This is a genomic window from Methanofollis aquaemaris, from assembly GCF_017357525.1.
GTDB lineage: Archaea > Halobacteriota > Methanomicrobia > Methanomicrobiales > Methanofollaceae > Methanofollis > Methanofollis aquaemaris.
Window position 1 is genome coordinate 1273138 of record NZ_CP036172.1, and the last position, 25826, is coordinate 1298963.

The following is a 25826-nucleotide window of genomic DNA, read 5'->3' on the forward strand; positions in this document are numbered from 1 at the left end:
TGAAGGGAGAAGAACTTCTACAGTAAAAAAAGCCACCGGGTTTTGCAGGGTGGGTGCTGATGGAATTCATATAAATATTGAAGGATTCTCCACCTTTTACTTTCTCGAGATAGAATGTACCCATTTTACCCCCTTTCAGTTCATTGCCAGTGAGCGTAAGGTTCTTTATAGACCCCTCTAAATAGAGATTCATTTCCGTGCATTCACCGATGGTATTATCCTTGATGACTATGTCTTGTCCCCCAAGAATGCCCAATCCACTCATTGCACCATTATAAATCACGTTATTTACGATTTTAACATCGTTACAGTACAAAGAGTCAATCCCCAGAACACTTCTACCTGGGAAACAGCTTATTGTATTATTCTCAACGATGTTTCCGGTGGATTGTCCTTTTCCCCAAACTGTAATTGCACTATCAAATACATTTTCGATGACATTATCTCTGACAACAGCATGATCACAGGTTTGCAAATATATCGACGTTGTCGGACTGTTGAATCTATTCCCTGCAATCGTTAGATAACTTACATGGTGCTTATATACGTAGATACAATACTTCGTTTCCGAAAAAATATTTCCTGAGATCGTGCAATTGTCGCCTTTCGTGATTCTTATTGCATTTTTACTTGCAATTGTTGCAAATCCAGTCTGCTTTAGAGTAAAACCCGATATCGTTACATTGTCAGCCCGAACTTCGATCATAAGGGCCCTTTTATTATTCGTGATGGTTGTGCCTGAAGGGCCGTTCTCCGATCTGAGTGTTATCCCTTTCTCAATCTTAAACAACTCATCATAGATTCCATCCCTGACGAGGACGGTGTCGCCATCCCGTGCACAGACGACAGCGTCAGTAATCGTTCTGAAATCACCGTTGCCGGACTGATCGACGATCCATGTATGCGGGGGAAGATCGTCGGGATAGACATACACAGTTGCTGAACCATTGACTCCGGCAAAACTGGCCTGAACTTCAGTTATGCCTGGACCTATAATGGTGAAGTATCCGGTTTGGTTCACGGTGCCAACTGAAGTGTTGCTGCTCGTCCACTTGAATGGAACAAACGGGATCTCAGTTCCAGATAGATCATATGCCTTCCCCTCGAACTGGAGAGGTTCACTACTCTCCCAGGTTCTTACAATATCAGGCGTGATGTTTATCTCTCTGATATCAGGGGGGAACTCAAGAGAAATTTCTGTGACCTCTTCGAGATTCTTACCAACATGCGCAATTCCCGAACCCGTCAACTTTAGCGGCCAGTATGTTCTTCCATCAATCGGCTCTTCTGGGATCTCGAACCCGTCCACTTTATAGGCGGCAATAAAGGTCTTATCACCATCGAGGAACTCACGACTGGCAATCTGGACGGTCTTATCATTGCCTGCTGCTTTGCCGATGACGGTGACAGTATAGTCGCGAGACGCCAGCGACACATTGAACATTGCAGGATCCTGATCGTCGACAAGCCCGACGACTGCAGAGAGATTGACCCCCTCCCACAACTTTCCGCTGGGGTCGGTATATGAGAGAAGTCCGCCTTTGGAGAGGTCGATGATCGTTGAACGATTCAGCGTTCCGTTCACCGCTCCGATCAGGTTGACATTCCAGTCAGGATGTGATTTGATTACAACCGTAGCATTCCCCGAAACGCTGCCGTTGGTCGCCCGGACAATGGCGGTTCCTTCTCCACGTCCGGTAAACAAACCATTTTCATCGATGGTTCCGACGGACGGAACCGTGCTGGACCATGTAACCAACACCGGAGAGATTTCGTCTCCGAACTGATCATACCCCGTTGCAGTGAACGTGCAGTTCTCAATCTGATCCGCGTACATCACGACATCTGACGGCTCTAAAAGAATGGATGTCAGAACCTTCACAACAGGAGCGGTTACTGTTACGGACGCGGTCTGGGATGCACCTTTTGTAGAAGCGGTAATAATCGTCGAGCCTTCGGCGACTGAAGTGAAAATTCCCTTATTATCGATAGTCCCGACACCAAGGTCGCTGCTGGACCATGAGATCTGTGCCCCTTTGATTTCATCGCCACTTGCATCATACGCTCTTGCCGTGAACCTCTGTTTTCCGTTTGCAGGCACTTCTGCGGAAGGAGGCGAAATCGAGAGCGTTGCAGCATCGGGCAGCGGAACACCGGAGACGTACCAGCCACTGAATTCTGTTGGATAAGGCCCGGTCAGTCGATTGGTCCAGGAGGTGAGATTATATGCCCCGATATCGGCGTTTTTGCCATAACCATAGACATTGAAGGCCAGGAGGGTGTTCAGATTTTCAACCTCGTACTGTACCCTGAGAGGATGAGCGCGAAGAATGCCGCCATTAAGGTCGACAAACATCAGCCTGAAGGTATTTGAGGTATCACTCAGGTTCTGACCGGGAAATATTGGATACTGAGTTTCTGCCGCCGGCCGCCACGTCTGCGGACCATAGATAAAATCGTCTTTTGTGAACCACTCATCAAGTGTCACCGGTTCGTAATGTTCTGTGCCGGGGGCGGGCTCTGCATGAGGGATCGGATTCGGTACCCACTGGTATCCATCAGCCCGAATATGCACCTTGAAATCGTCGGGAATCGTTCCGTTAACTGCAACACAGAGGAATATTTCGTCATGATAACCGCGTCCTCCAGTCTCTGTTACATAAAAAGTTCCTGACGGGTCGTGGGTGTTGGTGACCTGTCCATATTGCATATACCCGCTTGAATTCGAGATGTGAACCGCATTCAGACCCCCGCCGGTCCATTTGATCCGAAATGTATCGTTGCCGAAATCGTTGAACCTCGCCCCATCGTCGTTTGCAACCTTCAGGTACACGTCGTCCACTGCCTGAATCATGCCCCCGAAAACATCACGAACAGAGGACAACACCTCCATGGTGCCCACCGGTGTCGGCGAAACCTCGGGCAACGGAGCCGTCACCGTCGCCGCCGCACTCCCGTTCACGGTGCTGTTCGCGACCGTGGCGGTGATCACTACAGATCCCGGAGCACGCGCCGTGAACGAACCGGTGCCGTTCACCGTCCCGACAGACGGGTCACTACTCTCCCAACTGAACATGACATCGGGAACGACCGCGCCCGAAGGATCATATGCCGCCGCCGAAAACGGCCGCACCTCGCCCACTGTCATTTCGGTGGATACCGGCGTGACGGTCACCCACGAGATCACAGGCTGCATCGATGTCGGTGTCGTGGCATTCCCGTCTCCTCCGGACTCCGGATCCAAAGGAGAGAGCACGGTGCCGTTCATGTCGCCATTGATGCCGGAGACATTCGCGCCGGAAATGTTCTCCGCCCCCCCCGGAACGACACAGAGTGCGACCATAACAAAAATTGCAAAACTCAGCAATACGAAGGAGTAAACATTATTCCAGCATCTCTTGCCGGACCAGTAGACAATATCAAGAAGACTCATAATCCAACCCTTTAATCAATGATGTTCGAGTATCTTCCCAAATCAATACTCTGTGATCGATAGAGGACAATAAAATATAATCATTATTATTTGGCTCTTGGTTAAATATATCCCGATAACTCCAATTATCCACAACAATGATCCAAAACATAAAATGCACCGCATCACCCAAAACAATGCTAAAAACAGAAATATTAAATAAAAAAAGCAGAAAAATTCACGATAAAATCATCCAAACAAAATCATCTCCGAGCGCCTACGAGCACACCCACCATGCTAAAATCGCCCACAATGAGACCAAAAGCACCAACCACCAAAAAATAACCATACGAGGATATAATCGGACATTTTCAAACAATCCCTTTTCTTCGACCAATCGATTACCTCAATCGCCGGCCCTGAAAAATTACTCATGAAACTGAATCTCAGGCGGTCCTTTGATAAATCTCGCAAGAGTTTTCGTGGCGATCCACTCCCAAGAGGGAGTTACCACCACTCGAAACACTCCGGTGTTTCTTAAGATGGAGCATACCCCTTAAGTATCTGAGACATGAATCTTCGCCTGGATCAAACTTCTTCATTCCAGGAATCCTGAACGCGTATCTTCCGCAAGGGCGAATGCCCCCCCGAACCCCCACACATGAAGATTGGCAAGAGACGGCACCCCCTCTTCAAAATCATCTCTCCGCCTTCCTAGCCCTATCTTCGTCCCGGGGGTCCGGGGGCAGCGCCCCCGGCGCGAGGATAGAGGAAGGCCATAGATACATGTTCGCACTGCGAAGAGGTGAAGATCTCTCCACCATCATCCACCTCCATCTTCTGGAGGGTAGGGCCGGAGAGGTTTTGGGATGACCTCATGATGCATCAGCCTATGAGGGAGAAACAATCTGGCTCGATCAGGAAAACATCTGATACTTGGGATTATAAAAAGAGAAAAATGGGGGTTAGAAACCAATAGTCCAGCCACTGCTTCCTGTACCTGTTATTCTGTTCGTCCAGGAAACGGATTTCCCTTGTTTCGACTGGTTGCACCAGGTGTAGATGTCGAATAAGGCATTTCCGTTATAACCAGTAACGCCATAGTCAACTTTGATCATGCCATTGTCTGTCAGGTTGAGGCCGGTGGCGTTCAGGGTACCAAGCCCGGTGTCGATGAACATGACCTTGTACGTATCAGACGTATTCGTCATGTTCTGGCCGTAGTACATCGGATAGTCCTCATCGAAATACGGGCGCCACTTGCAGTTAACGAGATCACGACCATTCTTAAGGAAATGACCGTTACCAAACGTGCCGATACTGACATTACTATAGTGCGTGAGACTGCCCGACGGCGGGAACATAATCGTCGGTGTCAGAGTCCAGTTGTATCCGGAAGCCGTGATGCTCAATGCAAGATTCGTGGTATTGGCCGCTCCCGGGACTCCGAACATGAGGATGGCAGAATCACTGCATCCCGGATCCTTACTGGTGTCCGAAATGTAGAATGTCCCGTTCAGATTTTGATTGGCGTAGACAGCTCCATTTTTGTTCGTGATACTGTTCGTGATATGAATTGCTTTGAGGCCGCCGCCGGGCTTTGAGAAGTTGAAGTAGTAGGTGTCATCGCCATGAGGATCATAGAACGCCCCATTGGCCATCTCAATGTACGTCTGGTTGTTATCAGCAAAATCAACCGCAGAAGCCGGCGCGACACATGCGGCGAGCATCAGCACGACTGCCGATGCCATCGCCACCTTCAGTACCATTGCTTTTCCTTCATTTTTCATCTGAAATCCTCTCTTTCGTTCATATGATCCGGGCATCCGAAGAGGCACCGGGATCCTGCCAACAGAAGCCGGACAGTACTCAGTAAATCCAATAAGATTTACTTGAAGCCCCGGTCAACGATCAATACCACAAAACTAATACAATATATAATTACCGAATTAATATTGCATCTAATTCTTGACGTAATTACGTGCGAATATAGAGAGCAGCCAAAAATGGATCCACTTTAAAATAGAACAACCGTCTCTCTCGATACCAGATATCATTCCCCTCAGCACTGCATCCCACACAAAGAACCCAATCACAAAATAGCCATTTTCATTCCCGGTAGAGAGAAAAGAACCCATAGATACTACACGGCTCCCCACGACACACCGGTCGAAGAGATCAAATAAGAAAATGCTGCAAGCCACCGCTCCTGCGCGTTGCATTCGGCCCCCGATCACATACACAGAGAGCGACCAACCCGACAAAACCCACACGACCAGTCGGGCCTTCCAGACGACAGACACCGGCACACCCCTCCCGCCGGCGACACGATCGCAACGGACGCAAAAACCGCTCGAAGACAAAAACAAAAAAAAGATTAGAAGAGGTTCTTCAACTCGATCTTGAAGGGCCCGAGGTTGCCGCCGAAGTTGCCGGCGCTGATGAAGACGACGCCGGGCACCATGGCCGCGGCCTTGACACCTACAGCCATCGCTTCCGTCACCGACTCCTCGTCGACACCGTCGATGACGATCTCGTAGATCGCCTTCACGCCCTCCGGCACCATGGAGTCCTCGACCTGCTCACGCAGCGTCGGACAGTACTTCTCGTTCGTAGTGGCCGACATGAACTTGTACTTGGTGCTCCCGACCTTCGAACCCGACGCAACGACGCCGCCGGGGAAGGAGGTGATCACACCACAGACCGCACCGATCGCATCGACCGCAGCCTGAGCGCCCACAAGGGCGGCCATCTGGTTCTCGCCCATGATGAAGAAGTTGCCGCCGGCAACGCCCTTGACGATCCCGAAGTCCTCCTCACCGACGTACTCGCCGTTCATGATCGGGATAGCCCAGCACTGCCGGCCTCCGACCTCCTTCTTGTACTCGTAGCCATCACCGAAGAAGTGGAGTTTCAAGGGAATACGCTCCTCAGCCTCGGGCAGACCGTCGAAGGCCGCCGTCGTCGGGGCGGTGAGGATACACTCAGAGAGACGCTCGAGAACCCGCGCCTTGAGCTTCTTCTTGCCGGCACAGATGAGGATCGCATAGCCCGGTCTTCCGTCAGGGGTCTCTTCAGCCGGGACAAAACCCTCAACCCCGGCCTCGCACGGGCAGCCGATCGCCGAGGTGGCAAACCCGGTCGCTTCAACGGCGGCCTTGTACGCCCACTCCTCGGTCACGGCGGTAATGATCACCCTGGACACCCAGGTGGGGAACGCTTCAGCGTATGTCTCGTCGATGGTCACACCGTTATATTCCATATGTGTACACCGTTACAGAGTTGCAACAGGCAAACAGAAGAATATTTCTAAATCATCCGTGAGAACCGCGGCCGGGCCGACGACATTCGGAGATCAGATATGAAACCCAATACCCTCCTCTCAGAATTGGGCATGAGCCGGAAAAACGCCTCAGGCATGCCGCAGGAAAAGTCTTCCATAGCAATCCTGAAAAAAATAGAGTGAGACAATACGTAGTTAATATGATATCAAAATCAACATAATTGACTTGTCTGGGGACGTTTCCGGGTCTTTTTTAAGGATGTCATGATTCAGAAAGTTTATCTATATTATTTGCCAACTCTTTCTTAATCGATTTTCAATCGAGATAGCTGGTGCGTGAAACCATGGCATTTGCAGTGCACGTCAACATGGAACGTTGTACCGGTTGTAACAATTGTGTGGTCGCGTGCCCCGTAGACGCACTGGAGCTCAACACTGTAAATCCTGTCACCACCGACAAGATTTATAAGGTGATGAACGGCAAGGCAACCGTCCTTGACGTTGATCACGAGCTCTGCGCCGGGTGCGGCGTATGCGTCGAGGCATGCCCATACGGTGTGATACAGCTGGTCGTTGGATCAATGCAGTCCGGGTCTCCGGCCCCGATGACAGCAAAGGAGTGAGGGTTACTCATGGCGATCTTTCCGAAATTCTCGAAAACAAGAGATGGTGTGAATATCATCAATGAGCAGCGGCTCCTCAAGCAGGTCAACCACCTTATTCTCGACACCCAGCGGTGTACGGGATGTGGCATCTGCTCTGAGTCATGCCCTGAAGAAGCGATTACCGTTAGCATGGTCGGTGCGACCAAGAGGAACAAGGGTATCAGCTACGCAACCCCCGTGAACATTGACGAGGTCAAGTGTTCATACTGTGGTGTCTGTGTGGTTATGTGCCCCTTCAACTCGCTGACTCTCAAGATCGATGGCGAAGAGAGTCTCCCCATCGTAGAGCGGGAAGGCTTCCCGCAGTACGACATGCTCGCCAAGATCGACGAAGAGAAGTGTGTGCGGTGTACCGTCTGCGAAGACGTCTGTCCCCGTGACGCCATCGACCGCGACGTCCCCGCCTATGAAGGCAGCGTCGAGGGCGGGCGCGAGCGCCAGACCGCACTGACCGCAAAGACCACCTTCGAGGTCGACACCGACAAGTGTACGGTCTGCGGCATCTGCGGTTCGCTCTGCCCGGCAATTACGGTCAAGCGCAAGGAATTCTCTGCCGAGACCGGTGCGGTCGAAGGCGACGTCCTCTGGGACGAGAAACTCTGTGACGCCTGCAAGGTCTGTACCGAGGCCTGCCCCGAAGAGGCGATCACCGTCACCCGCGAGGTCGAGACCAAGAAGCTCCCCGGCAAGGTCAACATCATCGAGGATGACTGCTGCACCTGCCGCTGGTGTGCGGAGAACTGTCCGACCGAAGCGATCACCGTCGAGAAGATCTTCGAGGGTGAGATCGAGTTCCACGCCGAGAAGTGCCCTGGCGGCTGCTCGACCTGTGCCGAGATCTGCCCGGCCCACGCGATCTATCTCCCCTCCCCTGCACCCGCAGCCGAGATGAAGGGCGAGAAGGAAGCAAACATCGCGGTTAACAAGGATCTCTGTATCCTCTGTGGCGCATGTGTCAACGCCTGCCCCGGTGAAGACATCATCGTCCTGAAGCGGACCGGCGTCCGCATGAAGGGCAAGGAGACAGACCTGTTCAACAAGATCAAGGCAAAGCTCTTCACCCCGCGGACCTCCAGGGTCAAGGAAGGCGTCGCACCCGGCGAAGTAGAGCTCAAGGTTCTTGAAAACGCGTGAGGTAGTGACATGGCAAAAGGATATAATGACCCTGCAATGGAAGAGAAGTTCCAGGACAGGTATTTCCACGCTACAACGGAAAGCAACCCCGAATTTATCAAGGAAGTAGAGCGCCTCGGCCGTACCCCGGCACACATGTGCTTCCAGTGCGGTACCTGCACCGGTTCCTGTCCCTCGGCCCCCCGGTCGAGCTACCGGATCAGGAAGTTCATGCGCCGCGCAGTCCTCGGGCTCGAGAGAGAGGCCCTGACCGACCCGGACCTCTGGCTCTGCACCACCTGCTACAGTTGCAGTGACCGGTGCCCGCGTGACATTGCCCCGACCGACGTCATCATGGCAATGCGCAACCTCGCGTTCAAGGAGGACATCGTACCCAGGAACTTCCTCAAGACGATCCAGCTCATCTACAACACTGGTCACGGCGTGCCCAACAACGACGTGAACCGCGCTGCCCGTGTCAAACTGGGTCTTGAGGCCGAGCCTGAAACGACCCACAAGTACCCCGAGTTCATCCCGGGCATCCAGAAGATCCTGGACCACTATCACATGAAAGAAAATGCAGACAGAATCCTCTCAGAGGGTGAGCAGTAAATGCACGAGTATGCGTTTTTCCTCGGGTGCATCGCACCGAACCGTTACCCAGGCTGTGAAGCAGCCGCCATCAGGACGAGCCGGAACGTCGGCATCGAACTTCTCCCACTGAAGGGCGCGAGCTGCTGCCCGGCACCGGGTGCGTTCGGCGCAGTCGACCTCCGCGTCTGGTACGCGATGGCCGCCCGCAACATCTGTCTTGCCGAAGAGATGAACCGCGACATTGCCCTCATCTGCAATGGTTGCTACAAGTCCATCTACGAGGTCAACGAGCGTCTCAAGGAAGACGACGAACTCCGCGACGAAGCCAACGAAGTCCTCGCCGAGATCGACATGGAGTTCAAGGGCTCCATCGACGTCTACCACCTCGCCGAACTCTACTACGACCCCAAGGTCTGCGGTGTCGAGAAGATCCGCGAGTCCGTGGTCAGACCCCTCGACAACACCAAGATCGCAGTCCACTACGGCTGCCACCTCCTCAAGCCACTGAAGGAACGCCGGTTCGACGATTCCGAGAACCCGATGTGGATCGAGGCACTCGTAGAAGCAGTCGGCGCAGAGCCGGTCCAGTACCGCAACAAGATGCAGTGCTGCGGTGCAGGCGGTGGTGTCCGTGGCTTCGACCTGGCCCACTCGCTGGACATCACGAACGAGAAGCTGATCAATATCAACGAGGCAGGGGCCGACGCCCTCACCGAGGTCTGCCCGTTCTGTCAGCTTCAGTTCGACCGCGGCCAGATCGAGATCAAGGAGAAGTTCGGCATCGAATGGGGCATCCCGGTGCTCCACTATAATGAACTGCTGGGCCTTGCCCAGGGAATGAGTCCCCAGGAACTTGCACTTGACCTCCACGCCATAGATTGCAAGCCATTCCTGGACAAGGTTCTGTAAGGGAGGAATATCAATGGCAGAAGAGAAGAAACAACCTAGAATTGGTGTGTTTGTGTGCCACTGCGGTACCAACATCGCCGGCACCATTGACGTGGAGTCAGTCAAGGACTATGCCGCGACCCTCCCGAACGTCATCGTCGCCGATGACTACCAGTATATGTGCTCGACCCCCGGCCAGGCAAAGATCATCGACGCCATCAAGGACCACGACCTGACTGGCATCGTCGTCGCCGCCTGTACGCCCCGTCTGCACGAACCGACCTTCAGAACGGCCACGAAAGAGGGCGGTCTCAACCCGTTCAGGTTCGAGATGGCCAACATCCGTGACCAGAACTCCTGGGTCCACATGCATGACCCTGAAGGCGCCACGGCAAAGGCAAAGGATGCCATCAGGATCGCCGCTGCAAAGGCGTCCCTCCTCGAAGATCTGTACCCCAAGAGCGTGCCGGTCGAGCACGCAGCCATGGTCGTCGGCGCTGGTGTCGGCGGTATTCAGGCCGCACTCGACCTGGCGAACGCCGGGATCAAGACCTACCTTGTCGAGAAGAACCCGACCGTCGGCGGACGCATGTCCCAGCTCGACAAGACCTTCCCGACCCTCGACTGTTCGCAGTGTATCCTCACCCCGAAGATGGTGGACGTAGGACGTCACCCGAACATCGAGCTCCACACCTACACCGAGGTCGAATCAGTCGACGGATATATCGGCAACTTCGACATCACCCTCAGAAAGAAGGCCCGGGGCGTCATGAGCCAGGACGAAGCCACGGCCAAGGGCATCGTCGGCGGCGGCTGCAACGGCTGCGGCGACTGTGCGGCGGCCTGTCCGGTCATCAAGCCCAACCCCTTCGAGTTCGGGATGGCGCCGAGAAAGGCGATCTACATCTTCCACCCGCAGGTCGTGCCTCTGGTCTACACCATCGACTTCGACGCCTGCGTGAAGTGCGGGCTCTGTGTCGAGGCCTGTGGCGAGAAGAAGGCCATCGACCTGGAGATGACGGACACCTTCGAGACCGTCAAGGTCGGCACCGTCATTCTCTCCACCGGGTACGACATGTTCGAGATCGAGAAGAAGCGCGAGTGGGGCTACAAGCAGTTCGACAACGTCATCACCTCGCTCGAGTTCGAGCGCCTCATCTGTGCCTCCGGTCCGACCGGCGGTCACCTGATCCGTCCGTCCGACGGCGAGACCCCGATGAAGGTCGCCTTCGTGCTCTGTGCCGGGTCCCGTGACAACACCGGGGTCGGCAAGCCGTACTGCAGCCGGTTCTGCTGCATGTACTCGCTCAAGCACGCCCACCAGATCATGGAAAAGATCCCGGGCTGTCAGCCATACATCTTCTACATGGACATCAGGTCATTCGGCAAGATGTACGAGGAGTTCTACTACCGTATCCAGAACGAGGGCGCGAAGTTCATCCGCGGCCGTGTCGCCAACGTCCTTGAGGACGCGAAGACGAAGAACCTCCACGTCTATGCTGAGGACACGCTCCTCGGGCGCCCGGTCGATCTCGAGGTCGACATGGTTGTCCTTGCAGCAGCGGTTCAGCCCACCGAGAACATCGACCCTGTCAGGAAGATGTTCGGCGTCTCCTGTTCGCAGGACGGCTGGATGCTTGAGGCTCACCCGAAGCTCAACCCGTGCGGCACCACGACTGCCGGTGTCTTCCTTGCCGGTGTCTGTCAGGGCCCGAAAGATATCCCCGACACAGTCGCCCAGGCCGAGGGTGCGGCATCCGCAGCATCCATCCCGATCCACACGGGTAAGGTCGAGCTCGAACCCTACTTCGCCCAGTGCCTTGAAGAGAAGTGCGCTGGCTGCGGTATGTGCATAAGCCAGTGCCCGTATTCCGCTCTCGACCTCATCGAGAAGGACGGCAAGCAGGTCATGCACGTCACCGAGGCAAAGTGTAAGGGCTGCGGTACCTGCGGTGGGTTCTGTCCGGGAGGTGCGATCTATATGCAGCACTTCACCACCCCGCAGATCGTGGCTCAGATCGATGCATTCCTCCTTGGAGGTGAACAGTAATGGCAGAAGGAGAATGGCAGCCCAAGATCATTGCAATCATCTGCAACTGGTGTTCCTACGCCGGTGCCGACCTCGCGGGCAGTGCCCGTACTCAGTATCCGCCTGACATCCGTGCCATCCGTGTGATGTGCACCGGCCGTGTCGACCCGCTCTTCATCATGAAGGCCTTTGCCGACGGGGCTGACGGTGTCCTCGTTTCCGGGTGCCACTTTGGTGACTGCCACTACATCGCAGGCAACTTCAAGTGCGCCAAGAGGATGTTCCTCCTCAAGAGTGTCCTCAAAGACCTCGGCATCGACGATCACCGCCTCAGAATGACCTTCGTCTCCGCATCAGAAGGTGCGAAGTGGGCGATGGTCATGGAAGACGTGGTCAAGACGGTCAAGGAACTTGGACCCAGCCCGATCAACCAGCTGAAGCAGTAAATTCTGGAGGTTGTTACGGTGCCAGAAATCGAATTAAACCTCATATCCGGGCGGACAATTCATCAAGGAGTTTCCATGGAGGCGGGCAAGGAAAAGCCCGCCTATACCAAAGCTTGCGGCATCATCGAGATGGATGATGCCGACTTCAAGCGTCTGGGCGCATGGAGAAACACCAACGTCCGTGTCACCAGCGAATACGGCAGCGTCGTCGTCAAAGCAGTCCAGACCACCCAGGGTCCCCACCCTGGTCTCGCCTTTATCCCGATGGGGCCGTGGGCAAACATGGTCATCAGCCCGAACACCTACTCCACCGGGATGCCGACCTTTAAGGGCGTACCGGTCAAGGTCGATGTCGCCGGGGACGAGCCGGTGTACGATTCGCTCGACCTCGTCCGCAAAGCCTGCAGGGGTGAGATCTAATGGCGAAAATTATCACTGACGTAGTCTGTCCGTTCTGTGGGACACTCTGTGACGACCTTGAGGTCAAGGTCTCCGACGACGGCAAGGAGATCCTTGAGGTCTACAACGCCTGTGTCATCGGCACGGAGAAGTTCCTCCACTCACAGGCAGAAGACCGCCTGACAGTCCCGATGAAACAGGACGAGGAGGGCAACTGGAACGAAGTCTCAATCGACGAAGCCGTCGACTACACCGCCCAGATGCTCTGCAACGCGAAAAAGCCCCTGATGTACGGGTGGTCCTCGACCAACTGCGAAGCGCAGTCCGCGGGCCACGAGATCGCCGAACTCTGTGGTGCAGTCGTCGACAACACCGCAACGGTCTGCCACGGCACCACCCTTATCGCCGTGCAGGACGTCGGTGTGCCGAGCTGCACCCTTGGTGAGGTCAAGAACCGTGCAGACCGGATTGTCTTCTGGGGCTGCAACCCTGCCCATGCCCACCCGCGGCACATGAGCAGGTACTCGATCTTCCCGCGTGGGTTCTTCACCGGGAAGGGTCACAAGGCCCGTAAGATGGTCGTTGTCGACCCGCGGAGCACCGACACGGCAAAGATGGCCGATCTCCACATGCAGATCGAGCAGGGCCGGGACTACGAACTTCTCAGCGCCCTGCGTGTCGCCATCCGCGGCAACCCGCTGCCTGAGACCGTCGCCGGCATCCCGAGAGAGACGATCCAGGACGTCGCCGAGACCCTCAAGTCAGGCCGTTTCGTGGTCATCTTCTTCGGCATGGGTGTCACCCAGTCGCTCTCGAAGAACCACAACATCGACATCGCCATCGCACTCACCCGCGACCTCAACGACTACACCAAAGCGGCCATCATGCCGATGCGCGGTCACTACAACGTCACCGGCTCGGGCCAGGTGCTCGGGTGGCAGTTCGGGTTCCCGTTCTGTGTGGACCTTTCCCGCGGCTTTGCCCGTTACAATCCGGGCGACTCGACCTCGAACGACCTGCTTCGCAGGGGCGAGGTGGACGCGGTCTTTGTCCTGGGCTCTGACCCGGGTGCACACTTCCCGATCTCTTCGGTGAAGAAGATCGCACAGCTCCCCTCGGTCTGTGTCGACCCGCACTACACGCCGACCAGCGCTGTCTGCAAACTCCACATGCCGACCGCATTCGTCGGTGTTGAGGAGGGCGGCTGCGCCTACCGGATGGACAATGTCCCGATCGAGACCAGGAAAGTCGTCGAGCCTCCCGAGGGCATGCTCAGCGATGAAGGGTTCCTCGAACGTGTGCTCGCACGGGTAAAGGAGATCAAGGGAGTTGCGTGAAATGGCAGAATATCTGATCAAGAACGGTTTCGTCTTCGACCCGGTGCTCGGGATCAACGGGGACAAGGTTGATATTGCCATCAAAGACGGCAAGATCGTCCAGTCTACCGAGATCAAGAACCCGACGGTCGTCGACGCAGCCGGCAAGACCGTGATGGCAGGCGGTGTGGACATTCACGCCCACGTCGCCGGACCAAAGGTCAACGTCGGCAGGAACTACCGGCCAGAAGACAAGCTCTTCACCTACGAGCCCGGGAAGGGCGTAAAGAGGATGGCCGGCGGTTTCTCAGTTCCGACAGTCTTCAGGACCGGCTACAAGTACGCCCAGATGGGGTACACGACCGTGATGGAAGCGGCAATGCCGCCGCTGTACGCCCGCCACACCCACGAAGAGATGCGGGACACCCCGATCCTCGATCAGGGAGCCTACCCGGTCTTCGGAAACAATTGGTTTGTCCTCGAGTACCTCAAGAACCACGAGGTCGAGAACACGGCGGCCTACATCTCGTGGCTGCTGCGGACCACCAGGGGGTACGCGATCAAGATCGTCAACCCGGGCGGCACCGAAGCCTGGGGCTGGGGTCTGAACTGCAACTCGATCCATGACCCGGTCCCGTACTTCGACATCACCCCGGCCCAGATCATGAAGGGCCTGATGGACGCAAACGAGGCCCTGAGGCTCCCGCACTCCGTCCACATCCACACCAACAACCTGGGCAACCCGGGCAACTACGAGACCACCCTCGACACCTTCAAGCTCTTCCAGGGCGAGAAGCCGAACAACGACTTCGGGCGCGAGCAGGTCATGCACCACACCCACGTCCAGTTCCACTCCTATGGCGGTGACAGCTGGGCCAATGTGGAGTCGAAGGCCGACGAGATCATGAACTATGTCAACAACAATGACAACATGACCATGGATCTCGGCTGCGTGACCCTGGACGAGACGACGACGATGACCGCCGACGGGCCGTTCGAGCACCACCTCACCGAACTTAACCACCTCAAGTGGGCGAACACCGATGTGGAACTCGAAACCGCCGCAGGCGTCGTCCCGTATATCTACTCCCCGAACATCAAGGTCTGCGGTATCCAGTGGGCGATCGGTCTTGAACTCGGACTGCTCGCCAAAGACCCGATGCGGGTCTTTATCACCACCGACCACCCGAACGCCGGTCCGTTCTTCAGGTACCCGCGGGTCATGAAGTGGCTGATGAGCCAGGATGCCCGTGAAGCCCAGATGGACGCGCTCAAGTGGGCAGAGAAGGTCAGGTCTGCCACGCTCCTCTCCGGCCTCGACCGCGAACTCACCCTGTACGAGATCGCGGCGATGACCAGGGCGGGCACGGCCAAGGCGCTCGGCCTCAGCCACATGTACGGCAGTCTCAAGCCCGGCCTTGAGGCCGATGTTGCGGTCTACGACTACAACCCCGAGACGGCGGAGGATCCCGAACTTATCGAGAAGGCCTTCGGCAACGCGGCTTACCTCTTCAAGGGCGGAGAAATCGTCGTCAAGGAAGGCGAGGTCGTCAGCAACGGAAACAAGAAGACCCTATGGGTCGACGCCAAAGTCGCCGAGAACCCACAGGTCCAGCGGGACATCGCCGAGAAGTTCATGCGGTACTACACGGTCACCCAGGCGAACTATGAGGTGAACGAGAAGGTCTTCATGAAGAACCCGTACAGGATCGAGGTCGACGCAACCCAGTGAGGAGATGACGATGGAGACGGTAACACTGACACCAAAGGAGCAGCCCGAGCTCTTTATCGACGCGGAAAACATCACTCCCAATGCATTCGCAGGGAAAAACGCCGCGGAGATCGCCGGGCTGTCTGTCTTTGAAGGGAACCAGACCCAGACTCTCGGCCAGTACTTCGAGGTCGCCGGCAAGGCCGGGGCCACGGCCGAGGAGACAAAGATCGTCATCAAGGGCGATGTCACCAAGGTCAAGTACATCGGCATGAGGATGAACGGCGGCGAGATCGTCGTCGAGGGTTCAGCCGACATGTACGTCGGGGCCTGGATGGAAAGCGGCAGTATCCATGTGAAGGGTAATGTCGACGCTTTCTCTGGCACAGGCATGAAAGGCGGCGAGATCGAGGTCGACGGCAATGCCGGAAACTATCTCGGCGCCGCCTACCGCGGTGACTGGAGAGGCATGCAGGCCGGGACCATTCGTGTCCACGGCAATGCCGGCTCTGACATCGGAACCTTCATGAACGGAGGAACCATCATCGTCGAGGGTGACGTGGACGTCCACGTCGGCACCCACGCCGAGGGCGGTACCATCATCGTGAAGGGCAACGGCAAGTCCAAGATCGGTGGCCAGATGGTGAAGGGCGAGATCTACGTCTTTGGCACCATCGATGTCATGATGCCCGGTTATGTCTACCGGGAGGACGTTGACCTTGAAGTCGACGGTGCATCAGCCAGGTTTGCCCTCTTTGAGGGTGATATGGGTGAACGCCATCCCAAGCGGAAAGGTCAGGTCACCTACGGTAAAATCTACCAGAAATACTAAATTTCAACCTTCTTTTTTCTGGAAAGAGAGCGCGAGTCCGGATGTTATATTTATAGAAGTATAATATCATTCAGTAACACGCACTGCAAAATATCTCACACATGAATTCAATAGACTCCGAGCCGCAGGCTCCTCTATTTGAATCTTCTTTCTTGACCACGATATATCCGTGCATATATAAATCGGCGGACGCACCCCAAGATAGCAACGCTTATATGGCGGGATGGTGACTATGCAATTGTCCCTTGAGGGACGTGCAGTAGCAACAGCAGCGATTATCAGCGATTCCTTTAGTGATTCATTACACAGTTCCTGTATTGTATTGGAAAATACATCAAATCCGGAGGAATTATATGGCAAAATACTCAGACACGATCGACCTCTACGACGACGAAGGAAAACTTCTGAAGAGCGGGGTCGCACTTGAGAGGATCAGCCCGGTTGTCAACCCGGCGATCAAGAAGGTCATCGACATGACCAAGCGGACGATCGCGGTCAACGTGGCCGGGATCGAGAAAGGCATCAAGACCGGTGCGGTCGGTTCCAAGGCCGACTCAATCGCCGGGCGGACGATGGACCTTGACGTTGTCAAGGACGTCGATGCCATCAAGGCGAAGATCCAGGAGATGGTCCAGGTCGAAGAGGGCGACGACACCCAGATCAAGGACTTCGGAGGCAAACTCCTCCTCGTCGAGGTGCCGAAGGCCCGTATCGAGGCCGCCGCCACCTACGACGCGGCGATCACCGCCGTTGCGGCGGCGACCACCTACGCGATCCTCGACCAGTACGACATCGGGCCCTTCGACGCCCCGATGGTCAAGGCGGCAGTCTGGGGCACCTACCCGCAGACCATGGATATGAAGGGCGCAAACGTCGCTTCCATCCTGTCCATCCCCCAGAACAACGAAGGTCTCGGTTTCGCCCTGAGGAACATCCCGGCCAACCACGTCGTGATGATCACCGGTCGCAACGCCATGCAGGGTGCGGCCCTTTCCTCGACCTTCGAGCACGCGGGTCAGTTCGAGATGGGCAACGCCATCGGACCCTTCGAGCGCGCCCAGCTCCTCGGCTATGCCTTCCAGGGCCTCAACGCCAACAACCTGGTCTACGATCTCGTCAAGACCAACGGCCAGAGCGGCACGGTCGGCACCGTCGTCCAGTCCCTGGTCGAGCGTGCGATCGAGGACAAGGTTATCGCTCCAGGCAAGAAGGGCGGGTACTTCCAGTACTACGACACCAAGGACCCGATGCTCTGGAACGCCTATGCGGCAGCCGGCACCCTTGCCGGGACCATGGTCAACTGTGGTGCCGGGCGGTTCGCCCAGGCGGTCTCCTCGACGCTCCTGTACTTCAACGACCTGCTTGAGCACGAGACCGGTCTCCCCGGCTGTGACTACGGCCGTGTAATGGGTACCGCTGTCGGGTTCTCCTTCTTCAGCCACTCCATCTATGGTGGTGGCGGTCCGGGTATCTTCAACGGCAACCACGTCGTGACCAGGCACTCGGCAGGCTTCGCCATTCCGTGTGTGGTCGCCGCCTGTTCTGTCGACGCAGGCACCCAGATGTTCGCGCCAGAGGGCACCTCCAAGATCTACGGCGAGACCTACGGCCAGATCGAGGAGTTCGCAAAACCGATCCAGAACATCGCAAAGGAAGTATAAAGGTAGCAGCGGATGACAGAAGCCACATATCCCCAGTGTAGGATTGTGCCTGCGCGTTTCCTCAACCCGGAGACAGTGGAACGTCTCCTCACCAGGATCCTGGAGATCGGTGGGATCAGGAGGCTGATTTTGAACGGACCCCGCCTCCCCCCCACCGTCCCCTATGGCCCGGCCCGGGGTACACCAAACCCTCACCCCATGCGAAAGGCGATCAGGGTCGGAGACCAGGAGATGGAACTTCAGGTGCATGTGGGAACGATCCTCCTCGAACTCGAGGATCGGTCGTACATCGACTCCATAAGGCAGGCATGCGACGAAGTCTTCGTGAAATTCCCGTACGGTTTCTCGGAGGGGAAGTTCATAAAGACACAAGCGACCGTTTCAGACTATGCAAAGTACGGACCCGACGCGGACAAACTCATCCTCGGCATGACCGATCCGAAGAGCCGCAGCGGGCCCCTTATTATTCAGGGAACTAAGTGATTTCAATGCCGATCGGAAGGGTAACCCAGGTAGTGGACTGCAGAGAGAGTATGGGTATGGGCAAAGGCGGAGGCCTTGCCCAGCGAGGAACCATATCAGAATGCCGCCGCCCCGACGTAATCGTCGTCGGGATGTCGCCAGGACGCAGGCATGTGACAAAGCCGGTCTGCGACATCACGTCCGCCCTGAGAAGGGAAGGGGTGGAGTTCTCAGTGAGCACGCTCGTGTTGAACGCGGGCAGCGGTGTTCCCCCCGATGCCCCCGGCATTGCGGGGTCAGTCCTTGGCGCCTACTTCGGGCTCACCCCCCAGGAGATCGAGCAGATAGAAGAGCATAAGGTCGCGATCCTCCACCACGGGAATGTCCGATCCCATGTGGTGCAGAAGGTCAGGTTCATCCTGGAGCATGTCGACGTCAAGGCCGTCGTCGTCTCCCAGTGTCCGATCGACTACGAGGATCTCGCAAAAGAGGGCGTCAAGACCGCCCTCGTCATGCCTCCCCCGGACAGGGTCAAGACCAGAGGAAGTGTCGAGGCGATCGTCTCCGGCGTCACCCGTGGCCAGACCCCTAACAGGGAGAAGATGGCTGAAGTCATCACAGCCGTTACCAGATTGATGAAAGAACACAACCCAAGGTGAATTGTCTATGGCATATAAACCACAGTTTGGACCAGGTACGTCTGTCGTCGCCGAGAACCGGCGCAAGCAGATGAACCCGGACTACCAGCTCGAGAAGTTGCGTGAAGTAACTGACGAGGACATCGTCCTGATCCTCGGGCACCGCGCCCCTGGCGCAGCCTACCCGACGGCCCACCCGCCCCTGGCAGAGCAGCAGGAGCCGGACTGCCCGATCAGAAAGATCGTCGAACCGACCGAAGGCGCAAAGGCCGGCGACCGCGTCCGCTACATCCAGTTTGCAGACTCGATGTTCAACGCGCCCTCGCAGCCGTACCAGCGGACGTACATGGAGTGTTACCGCTTCCGCGGCATCGACCCCGGTACGCTCTCCGGCCGTCAGATCGTCGAGTGCCGCGAGCGTGACCTGGAAAGTTACTCCAAGGATCTTGTCAACACCGAGGTCTTCGACCCGGCCAGGATCGGTGTCCGCGGTGCAACGGTGCACGGTCACTCCCTCCGTCTTGCAGAGGACGGCATGATGTTCGACATGCTCCAGCGCTGCGTACTCGGCGATGACGGTATCGTCAGGTACGTCAAGAACCAGATCGGCGAGCCCCTGGACCGTGCGGTCGAGGTCGGCAAGCCGATGGACGAGGCCTGGCTCAAGGCGCACACCACCATGTTCCACTCACTCGCCGGAACCGGGTTCCGCGATGACCAGGAGTATGTCGAGTATGTGCAGCGGATCCACTCGCTGAGGACCAAGTACGGCTTCATGCCGAAGGAGGAGTGATTGACATGGCAAAGATTGAGAGGGCACAGAAACTGTTCCTGAAGTCGCTCAAGGAGAAGTTCCAGGACCAGGACGTTCAGTCCGAGAAGACCGAATTCTACAAGTTCGGTGGCATCCGCCAGTCCCCGAGGAAACTCGAGTTCATGAAGGCGAGCCAGGCAATTGAGATGCAGCGCGGGATCGCGATGTATGACCCCGAGCGCTGCCACCTTGGCGGACTGCCGATGGGTCAGCGCCAGCTGATGACCTACGAGGTCTCAGGCACCGGCGTCTATGTCGAGGGCGACGACCTGCACTTCGTCAACAACTCTGCGATGCAGCAGATGTGGGACGACATCCGCAGGACCGTCATCGTCGGCATGGACCTCGCGCACGCCACCCTCCAGAAGAGGCTGGGCAAGGAGGTCACCCCCGAGACGATCAACGAATACCTCCACATCCTCAACCACGCGATGCCGGGCGCAGCCGTGGTTCAGGAGCACATGGTCGAGACCCACCCGGGCCTTGTCGATGACTGCTATGTGAAGGTCTTCACCGGCGACGACGAACTCGCCGACGACATCGAACCCCAGTTCCTCATCAACGTCGAGAAACTCTTCCCCGGCGAGTCGGCGGAGGCCCTGAAGGCCGCGGTCGGCAAGTCGATGTGGCAGGCAATCCACATCCCGACCATCGTCTCCAGGACGTGCGACGGCGGTACCACCTCCAGGTGGTCTGCGATGCAGATCGGTATGTCCTTCATCGCCGCGTACCGCATGTGCGCCGGTGAGGCGGCAGTCGCCGACCTTTCCTTCGCTGCAAAGCACGCCGGCGTCATCCAGATGGCCGACATCCTCCCGGCCCGCCGTGCACGCGGTCCGAACGAGCCGGGCGGCATCAAGTTCGGTCATTTCTCCGACATGATCCAGGCCGACCGGAAGTACCCCAACGACCCCGCAAAGGCGTCCCTCGAGGTCGTCGGTGCCGGCACGATGCTCTTCGACCAGATCTGGCTTGGTTCCTACATGTCAGGCGGTGTCGGGTTTACCCAGTACGCCACCGCAGCGTACACCGACAACATCCTCGATGAGTTCACCTACTATGGTATGGACTATATCAAGGACAAGTACAAGGTGGACTGGCAGCACCCGAACGCCGCAGACAAGGTCACTTCCAGCCAGGACGTCGTCAACGACATCGCCACCGAGGTCACCCTCAACGCGATGGAGCAGTACGAGCAGTTCCCGACCATGATGGAAGACCACTTCGGCGGTTCCCAGCGTGCCGGCGTCATCGCCGCGGCGTCCGGTCTCTCCACCGGTATCGCAACCGGCAACTCGAATGCCGGTCTCAACGGCTGGTACCTCTCCATGCTCCTGCACAAGGAAGGCTGGAGCCGTCTCGGCTTCTTCGGCTACGACCTGCAGGACCAGTGCGGTTCAGCCAACTCGCTCTCGGTCAGGCCTGACGAAGGCTGTATCGGCGAGTTCCGTGGCCCGAACTACCCGAACTACGCAATGAACGTCGGTCACCAGGGCGAGTACGCCGCCATCGTCGGCAGCGCCCACTACAGCCGCGGCGACGCGTGGTCCATGAACCCGCTGATCAAGATCGCCTTCGCCGACCCGTCCCTCAAGTTCGACTTTGCCGAGCCGAGGCGCGAGTTTGCAAAGGGTGCGATCCGCGAGTTCGAGCCTGCAGGCGAGCGCTCGCTCATCATCCCGGCCAGGTAAATCCCACAAACACAATTTTTTTTGATCTACTTCAAATGGGCATGTTGAAATCCCAGAATTATGCCCAAAATAGTATTTTAAAGCATCTAAGGAGAGTATTCCAAATGCTTTCCGAAACCTTTAATTGAATAATAAACGACTGTTAAATGAACCACAAAGAGTTTGTACTCCATCTGTGTGGTAACGCGAACAGAAACTCTCGTGCATCGTTCCTGTGTGCGCTGGGAGGGAGACGAATGGAAAGCGTATTATTTGGCATTGGAGTAACAGCATTGGCAGGTGCCCTTGCTACAATTGCAGGCGCTGCTGAGGATACTGAGTCCAACATCGGGTCGCAGGGTGACCCGAACTCTCAGGTCCAACTGGCTCCACAGATGGGCTATATTCACCGGATTTACAACAAGGCTGTGTCCGGTGAGCCGCCCGCATATGGTCTGTGGGTCACCATCAGCGCAGGTGTAGCGTGGGCATTCATGGCAACGGGGATGAACCCGGTGCTTGCCCTTGTTATCGCTTCTGCACTCGCAATCTTCGTGCAGGGTGTGTATGCAACGACTGCCTACCTCGGAAGGACGGCCAGTCTTGCGAAGTTTGAACAACCGGTATACATCGATGTCATCAAGTCGGTGACCACCGTGACGATGGCGCACGCCTTTGTCGCCGTGTTCCCGGCAGTCGTGATGTGTTACCTTCTCATCGCGGCACTCGGTCACCCGTTCCCGCTGCCTCTTCTGGGCATCGTCTGGGGTATCGCTCTTGGTGCCGCCGGTTCTGCGACCGGAAACCCGTTCTATGGTAAGGAACGTCAGTACCAGTCCCAGAAGTTCGGCGCTGGTGTGCCGATCTCCGCGTCCGGCAACATCGTCAGGTACGCGGAAGCAGGTCAGCGCAGCTCTCTCGACAACGGCTGGTTCACCGCAAAGCTCGCGGGTCCGGCATCAGGCATCTGTTTCGGCCTGATCGTGTTCCTCGAAATCTGGAGAACCGTGCTCTTTGAGGACGTTGCCTCAGGCTGGGGCGCTATCATCGCCGGTGTCGTGATCATCCTGATCTTCACGATCATCGACCGGTACGTCGAAGTCTGGGCACGGAAGAATTACGGTCCGTACCAGGCAGAAGCAACTGAGGAGGTGTCCGCGTGACCGCAATTGCAGCAGGCTCAGGCGGAGGCGAAGGGATCAACCCCGTCGCATCAGCCATTGGTATTGTTCTTATTCTCATCACGCTCGCAATTACCTACTTTGCCGTTCCAGCCGGCCTGGCGGCACTTGTCGGCGTCATTGTCGGTGGCCTTCTCATCGGCTTTGGTATTCACTTCGTGCCGGTCGGCGGTGCCCCGGCTGCCATGGGGCAAGCCCCAGGTATTGCGACCGGTGTGGCAATGCTCGCCACCGGTGCCGGTCTCGCCGGCCTCTTCGGTGGGGCATGGGCCGCAGCCAACCCCGAGTTTAGTTTTGCGGTCGTCATCGCCGCCGGCGCTGTCGGTGGCGGTCTGATGATGGCGATCACCTGTCTGATGGTCAACATCATCTACATCTTCGGCATGGGTATCCCGGCCGCGTCCGGTAAGGTCGCAAAGGATCCGATCACCGGCGACACCCAGGAGGCATACAAGTCCCAGGGTACCGAGGGTCACGGTCTGCCGTTCATCTCCTATGTCGGAGGTGTCATTGGTGGTCTCCTCGGCGGTGCCGGCGGTACGCTCATCTACTACGAGCTCCTCCAGGTCTATACCGCGACTCTCCCCGGCATGTTCGGTGCCGACGCCGCTGAAGTGCTGCCGATCGCAGTCTCGCTCGCCGGGATCTTTGCCGTCGGTATGTTCCTGGTGAACGCCGTGCTCGCCGCGTACAACATCACGGGTACCATCGAAGGCCCCCACGACCCGAAGTTCAAGCGCTTCCCGCGTGCCATCATCGGGTGTGCAACCGCTTCGGCTGTCTGCGGGCTCTTTGCAATTCTGATTGTGATGGGGGTGTGAAAAGATGACCGTACAAATTACTGCATCCGAAGGCGGCATCCCGCACAACACGATCATGGCAGTCGGCCTGGTCGGCTCTCTGGTCTGTCTGTACCTGACCTATGCCAACCAGTTCCTCAACGCCGAGTATGCCGCGTTCTTTGGCGGACTCGCCGCAGTGTTCGCCCTTCTCTGGGGAACTGACACCATCAAGAACCTCTGCAGCTACGGTATCGGTACCGGTGTCCCGTCGGCAGGTATGATCGCCTTTGGTACCGGTGTCATTGCCATGCTGCTTGCAACCAAGGTCGAGACGATAGTCCCGTTCTCCGCCCCGATCGCCGCCGTCGTATTCGGCGCAATCGTCGGTGCGGTGGCAGGCTGGATCGCAAATGAGGTCATGCGGATGAACATCCCGGTCATGGTCCGCTCGCTCACCGAGATGGCCATCATCGGCGCTATCGTCCTCATGGGCTTCACTGCCGCCATGGCAGGCGGGTTCGGCTTCGACGCCCTCGCTGCGCGGGAGATCGCAATCCTCGGACCTCTCACCACGACGTCCTATGTCGGCTCGCTCCTTGGCGGCTGTCTGCTTGCGGTCTCGTTCATGCTCGGCAGCCTCGCCCTGCAGCACCCGTTCAACGCGTGCCTCGGACCTGGCGAACAGCAGGACAGAACCATGATGCTCGCTGCTGAGTGCGGGTTCCTCTCGATGATTGCCGTCGCTGCGATCTCGTTTGCGTTCATCGCCTTCCCGGCGGCTCTTCTCTCGCTGATCGTCGCTATCGTCGGGTGGTACTACACCTACGTCCGCTTCATCGAGCTCTCCAAGCGCGATGCCTTCGCGTGGCTCGACGCAAAGCCGATTCTTGAACCGAAGGGTGATGACTGATGGGATACGTGCAGGTACTGCCCGAATTCGGGCTGGTCGCTGACCCGATGGTCGGCGTTGTTACCACAGCAGGCGTCTCCTACCAGCCAGTGATCGATAAGGTCGAGTTACTTGAGAAGTACACCGACGACCTCGTTGGGATGCTTTCCGGAGAGGGCGCTTTCGTTGCTTCTTTCCCTGGCAGGGAGAAGTCACTGGCCATCGCCGGCAGTGTCACCGCCCTGTGGTATGGTATCGCAGTCGGACTGCTCATCGCAGGGGTTATCGCCCTTGCACTGATGTGAGGTGAAGAAATATGGCAGACAAGACATCACCGGCGAGTGGCTGGCCCCTGATCAAGGGCGACTTCCACTCTGGCGACGCAAATTCATGTGTCGCCGTCGTCACCATGGGCTCTCACCTCGACGAGCAGGGGATCTGTGATGCAGGCGCCGCACTCTGCGGTTCATGCAAGACAGAGAACCTCGGCCTGGAGAAGGTCATTGCAAACGTCATTGCAAACCCGAACATCAGGTTTGTCCTCCTCTGTGGTACCGAAGTCAAGGGCCACCTCTCAGGCCAGACCCTCAGGGCGCTCCACGAGGGCGGTCTCGAGGGTGGCAAGGTCGTCGGCTCCAAGGGCGCTATCCCGTTCATCGAGAACCTCGATGACGCAGCGGTCAAGCGTTTCCAGGAGCAGACCGAAGTCGTCGACATCATGGAGTCCGAAGACCTCGGCGAGATCAAAGCAAAGATCTCCGAACTCGTCGGAAAGGATCCGGGCGCGTTCGACGCGGCCCCGATCGTTGTCGAGGTTAAGGAGGAAGAAGGCGGAGCAGGAGAGGAAGCCGGAGAGGCTGTAGAACTCAACGGGGACCTCGCACTTATTCACGCCAGGTTCAAGACCATCGAGAAGATGGTGACCGACATCGGATACCGGGACAGGTTCGCCGCCGGTGTCTACTCAGGCAAGATCGAAGGACTGATGATCGGCCTGATTGTGTCGTTCTCCATCCTCGGGCTTCTCCTGCTGGGGTGATT

The 25826-nt window shown here is 56.9% G+C and carries 22 protein-coding genes and 1 pseudogene; 20 read left to right on the plus strand and 3 right to left on the minus strand.

The annotated features are described in order from the left end of the window. Positions 1-22: 22 nt before the first annotated feature. The 3 genes and pseudogenes from RJ40_RS13025 to fhcD all read right to left on the minus strand — a co-directional run. Positions 23-3433: pseudogene (locus RJ40_RS13025) on the minus strand (Ig-like domain-containing protein); the annotation flags it as partial. Between the two features lie 944 nt (positions 3434-4377). Next, entirely contained in the window at positions 4378-5202 is an 825-nt protein-coding gene (locus tag RJ40_RS06070) for a hypothetical protein (RefSeq protein ID WP_265582455.1), read from the minus strand. 587 nt (positions 5203-5789) lie between these two features. Then, a complete protein-coding gene (gene fhcD / locus RJ40_RS06075; protein ID WP_265582456.1) occupies positions 5790-6674 on the minus strand; it encodes a formylmethanofuran--tetrahydromethanopterin N-formyltransferase in 885 nt (294 codons plus the stop codon). Between the two features lie 365 nt (positions 6675-7039). Here fhcD and RJ40_RS06080 point away from each other — a divergent pair, with 365 nt between their 5' ends. From RJ40_RS06080 to mtrA, 20 genes are all read left to right on the plus strand, one after another. Next, positions 7040-7318: a 4Fe-4S binding protein gene (locus RJ40_RS06080; RefSeq protein WP_265582457.1), complete on the plus strand. Its 279-nt coding sequence runs from the start codon at positions 7040-7042 to the stop codon at positions 7316-7318. Positions 7319-7327: 9 nt separating this feature from the next. Continuing rightward, the gene (locus RJ40_RS06085; RefSeq protein ID WP_265582458.1) at positions 7328-8494 is read left to right on the plus strand and encodes a 4Fe-4S binding protein; all 1167 of its coding nucleotides are present in this window, start codon (positions 7328-7330) and stop codon (positions 8492-8494) included. Positions 8495-8503: 9 nt separating this feature from the next. Beyond that, the gene (gene hdrC / locus RJ40_RS06090; protein WP_265582459.1) at positions 8504-9085 is read left to right on the plus strand and encodes a CoB--CoM heterodisulfide reductase subunit C; all 582 of its coding nucleotides are present in this window, start codon (positions 8504-8506) and stop codon (positions 9083-9085) included. Then, positions 9086-9976 carry a CoB--CoM heterodisulfide reductase subunit B gene (hdrB, locus tag RJ40_RS06095; protein ID WP_265582460.1) on the plus strand — a complete coding sequence of 297 codons (891 nt, stop codon included), beginning with the start codon at positions 9086-9088 and terminating at the stop codon, positions 9974-9976. 13 nt (positions 9977-9989) lie between these two features. Continuing rightward, entirely contained in the window at positions 9990-12005 is a 2016-nt protein-coding gene (locus RJ40_RS06100; protein WP_265582461.1) for a CoB--CoM heterodisulfide reductase iron-sulfur subunit A family protein, read from the plus strand. Continuing rightward, positions 12005-12430 carry a hydrogenase iron-sulfur subunit gene (locus RJ40_RS06105; protein ID WP_265582462.1) on the plus strand — a complete coding sequence of 142 codons (426 nt, stop codon included), beginning with the start codon at positions 12005-12007 and terminating at the stop codon, positions 12428-12430. The genes RJ40_RS06100 and RJ40_RS06105 overlap by 1 nt, the downstream gene beginning before the upstream one ends. An 18-nt stretch (positions 12431-12448) precedes the next feature. Next, on the plus strand, positions 12449-12850 hold the full coding sequence (locus RJ40_RS06110) for a molybdopterin dinucleotide binding domain-containing protein (RefSeq protein WP_265582463.1): 402 nt from the start codon (positions 12449-12451) through the stop codon (positions 12848-12850). Continuing rightward, positions 12850-14166 carry a formylmethanofuran dehydrogenase subunit B gene (locus tag RJ40_RS06115; protein WP_265582464.1) on the plus strand — a complete coding sequence of 439 codons (1317 nt, stop codon included), beginning with the start codon at positions 12850-12852 and terminating at the stop codon, positions 14164-14166. The genes RJ40_RS06110 and RJ40_RS06115 overlap by 1 nt, the downstream gene beginning before the upstream one ends. A gap of 1 nt (position 14167) precedes the next feature. Beyond that, the gene (locus tag RJ40_RS06120; RefSeq protein WP_265582465.1) at positions 14168-15877 is read left to right on the plus strand and encodes a formylmethanofuran dehydrogenase subunit A; all 1710 of its coding nucleotides are present in this window, start codon (positions 14168-14170) and stop codon (positions 15875-15877) included. A 10-nt stretch (positions 15878-15887) separates the two neighbouring features. Continuing rightward, positions 15888-16688 carry a formylmethanofuran dehydrogenase subunit C gene (locus RJ40_RS06125; RefSeq protein WP_265582466.1) on the plus strand — a complete coding sequence of 267 codons (801 nt, stop codon included), beginning with the start codon at positions 15888-15890 and terminating at the stop codon, positions 16686-16688. A gap of 353 nt (positions 16689-17041) precedes the next feature. Beyond that, the gene (gene mcrB, locus RJ40_RS06130) at positions 17042-18349 is read left to right on the plus strand and encodes a coenzyme-B sulfoethylthiotransferase subunit beta (protein WP_265582467.1); all 1308 of its coding nucleotides are present in this window, start codon (positions 17042-17044) and stop codon (positions 18347-18349) included. A 12-nt stretch (positions 18350-18361) separates the two neighbouring features. After that, entirely contained in the window at positions 18362-18832 is a 471-nt protein-coding gene (gene mcrD, locus RJ40_RS06135; RefSeq protein WP_265582468.1) for a methyl-coenzyme M reductase operon protein D, read from the plus strand. A gap of 5 nt (positions 18833-18837) precedes the next feature. Then, complete coding sequence (gene mcrC / locus RJ40_RS06140; RefSeq protein WP_265582469.1) at positions 18838-19470, plus strand: methyl-coenzyme M reductase I operon protein C; 633 nt, start codon at positions 18838-18840, stop codon at positions 19468-19470. Positions 19471-19477: 7 nt separating this feature from the next. After that, the gene (gene mcrG, locus RJ40_RS06145; protein ID WP_265582470.1) at positions 19478-20242 is read left to right on the plus strand and encodes a coenzyme-B sulfoethylthiotransferase subunit gamma; all 765 of its coding nucleotides are present in this window, start codon (positions 19478-19480) and stop codon (positions 20240-20242) included. 5 nt (positions 20243-20247) lie between these two features. After that, the gene (mcrA, locus tag RJ40_RS06150) at positions 20248-21954 is read left to right on the plus strand and encodes a coenzyme-B sulfoethylthiotransferase subunit alpha (protein ID WP_265582471.1); all 1707 of its coding nucleotides are present in this window, start codon (positions 20248-20250) and stop codon (positions 21952-21954) included. Positions 21955-22190: 236 nt separating this feature from the next. Then, positions 22191-23096, plus strand: a complete 906-nt coding sequence (mtrE, locus tag RJ40_RS06155; RefSeq protein WP_265582472.1) for a tetrahydromethanopterin S-methyltransferase subunit E — start codon at positions 22191-22193, stop codon at positions 23094-23096. Further along, positions 23093-23935, plus strand: a complete 843-nt coding sequence (gene mtrD / locus RJ40_RS06160; RefSeq protein WP_265582473.1) for a tetrahydromethanopterin S-methyltransferase subunit D — start codon at positions 23093-23095, stop codon at positions 23933-23935. The genes mtrE and mtrD overlap by 4 nt, the downstream gene beginning before the upstream one ends. 4 nt (positions 23936-23939) lie before the next feature. After that, on the plus strand, positions 23940-24806 hold the full coding sequence (gene mtrC, locus RJ40_RS06165) for a tetrahydromethanopterin S-methyltransferase subunit MtrC (protein ID WP_265582474.1): 867 nt from the start codon (positions 23940-23942) through the stop codon (positions 24804-24806). Beyond that, positions 24806-25090: a tetrahydromethanopterin S-methyltransferase subunit MtrB gene (gene mtrB, locus RJ40_RS06170; RefSeq protein WP_265582475.1), complete on the plus strand. Its 285-nt coding sequence runs from the start codon at positions 24806-24808 to the stop codon at positions 25088-25090. Before mtrC ends, mtrB begins: the two co-directional genes overlap by 1 nt. A gap of 11 nt (positions 25091-25101) precedes the next feature. Beyond that, complete coding sequence (mtrA, locus tag RJ40_RS06175) at positions 25102-25824, plus strand: tetrahydromethanopterin S-methyltransferase subunit A (protein ID WP_265582476.1); 723 nt, start codon at positions 25102-25104, stop codon at positions 25822-25824. The last annotated feature ends 2 nt before the right edge of the window (positions 25825-25826 follow it).

Coding starts and splice junctions, on each gene's coding strand:
- RJ40_RS06070 (WP_265582455.1), bottom strand. CDS start 5,202: ATGAAAAATGAAGGAAAAGCAATGGTACTGAAGGTGGCGATGGCATCG.
- fhcD (WP_265582456.1), bottom strand. CDS start 6,674: ATGGAATATAACGGTGTGACCATCGACGAGACATACGCTGAAGCGTTC.
- RJ40_RS06080 (WP_265582457.1), top strand. CDS start 7,040: ATGGCATTTGCAGTGCACGTCAACATGGAACGTTGTACCGGTTGTAAC.
- RJ40_RS06085 (WP_265582458.1), top strand. CDS start 7,328: ATGGCGATCTTTCCGAAATTCTCGAAAACAAGAGATGGTGTGAATATC.
- hdrC (WP_265582459.1), top strand. CDS start 8,504: ATGGCAAAAGGATATAATGACCCTGCAATGGAAGAGAAGTTCCAGGAC.
- hdrB (WP_265582460.1), top strand. CDS start 9,086: ATGCACGAGTATGCGTTTTTCCTCGGGTGCATCGCACCGAACCGTTAC.
- RJ40_RS06100 (WP_265582461.1), top strand. CDS start 9,990: ATGGCAGAAGAGAAGAAACAACCTAGAATTGGTGTGTTTGTGTGCCAC.
- RJ40_RS06105 (WP_265582462.1), top strand. CDS start 12,005: ATGGCAGAAGGAGAATGGCAGCCCAAGATCATTGCAATCATCTGCAAC.
- RJ40_RS06115 (WP_265582464.1), top strand. CDS start 12,850: ATGGCGAAAATTATCACTGACGTAGTCTGTCCGTTCTGTGGGACACTC.
- RJ40_RS06120 (WP_265582465.1), top strand. CDS start 14,168: ATGGCAGAATATCTGATCAAGAACGGTTTCGTCTTCGACCCGGTGCTC.
- RJ40_RS06125 (WP_265582466.1), top strand. CDS start 15,888: ATGGAGACGGTAACACTGACACCAAAGGAGCAGCCCGAGCTCTTTATC.
- mcrB (WP_265582467.1), top strand. CDS start 17,042: ATGGCAAAATACTCAGACACGATCGACCTCTACGACGACGAAGGAAAA.
- mcrD (WP_265582468.1), top strand. CDS start 18,362: ATGACAGAAGCCACATATCCCCAGTGTAGGATTGTGCCTGCGCGTTTC.
- mcrC (WP_265582469.1), top strand. CDS start 18,838: ATGCCGATCGGAAGGGTAACCCAGGTAGTGGACTGCAGAGAGAGTATG.
- mcrG (WP_265582470.1), top strand. CDS start 19,478: ATGGCATATAAACCACAGTTTGGACCAGGTACGTCTGTCGTCGCCGAG.
- mcrA (WP_265582471.1), top strand. CDS start 20,248: ATGGCAAAGATTGAGAGGGCACAGAAACTGTTCCTGAAGTCGCTCAAG.
- mtrE (WP_265582472.1), top strand. CDS start 22,191: ATGGAAAGCGTATTATTTGGCATTGGAGTAACAGCATTGGCAGGTGCC.
- mtrC (WP_265582474.1), top strand. CDS start 23,940: ATGACCGTACAAATTACTGCATCCGAAGGCGGCATCCCGCACAACACG.
- mtrB (WP_265582475.1), top strand. CDS start 24,806: ATGGGATACGTGCAGGTACTGCCCGAATTCGGGCTGGTCGCTGACCCG.
- mtrA (WP_265582476.1), top strand. CDS start 25,102: ATGGCAGACAAGACATCACCGGCGAGTGGCTGGCCCCTGATCAAGGGC.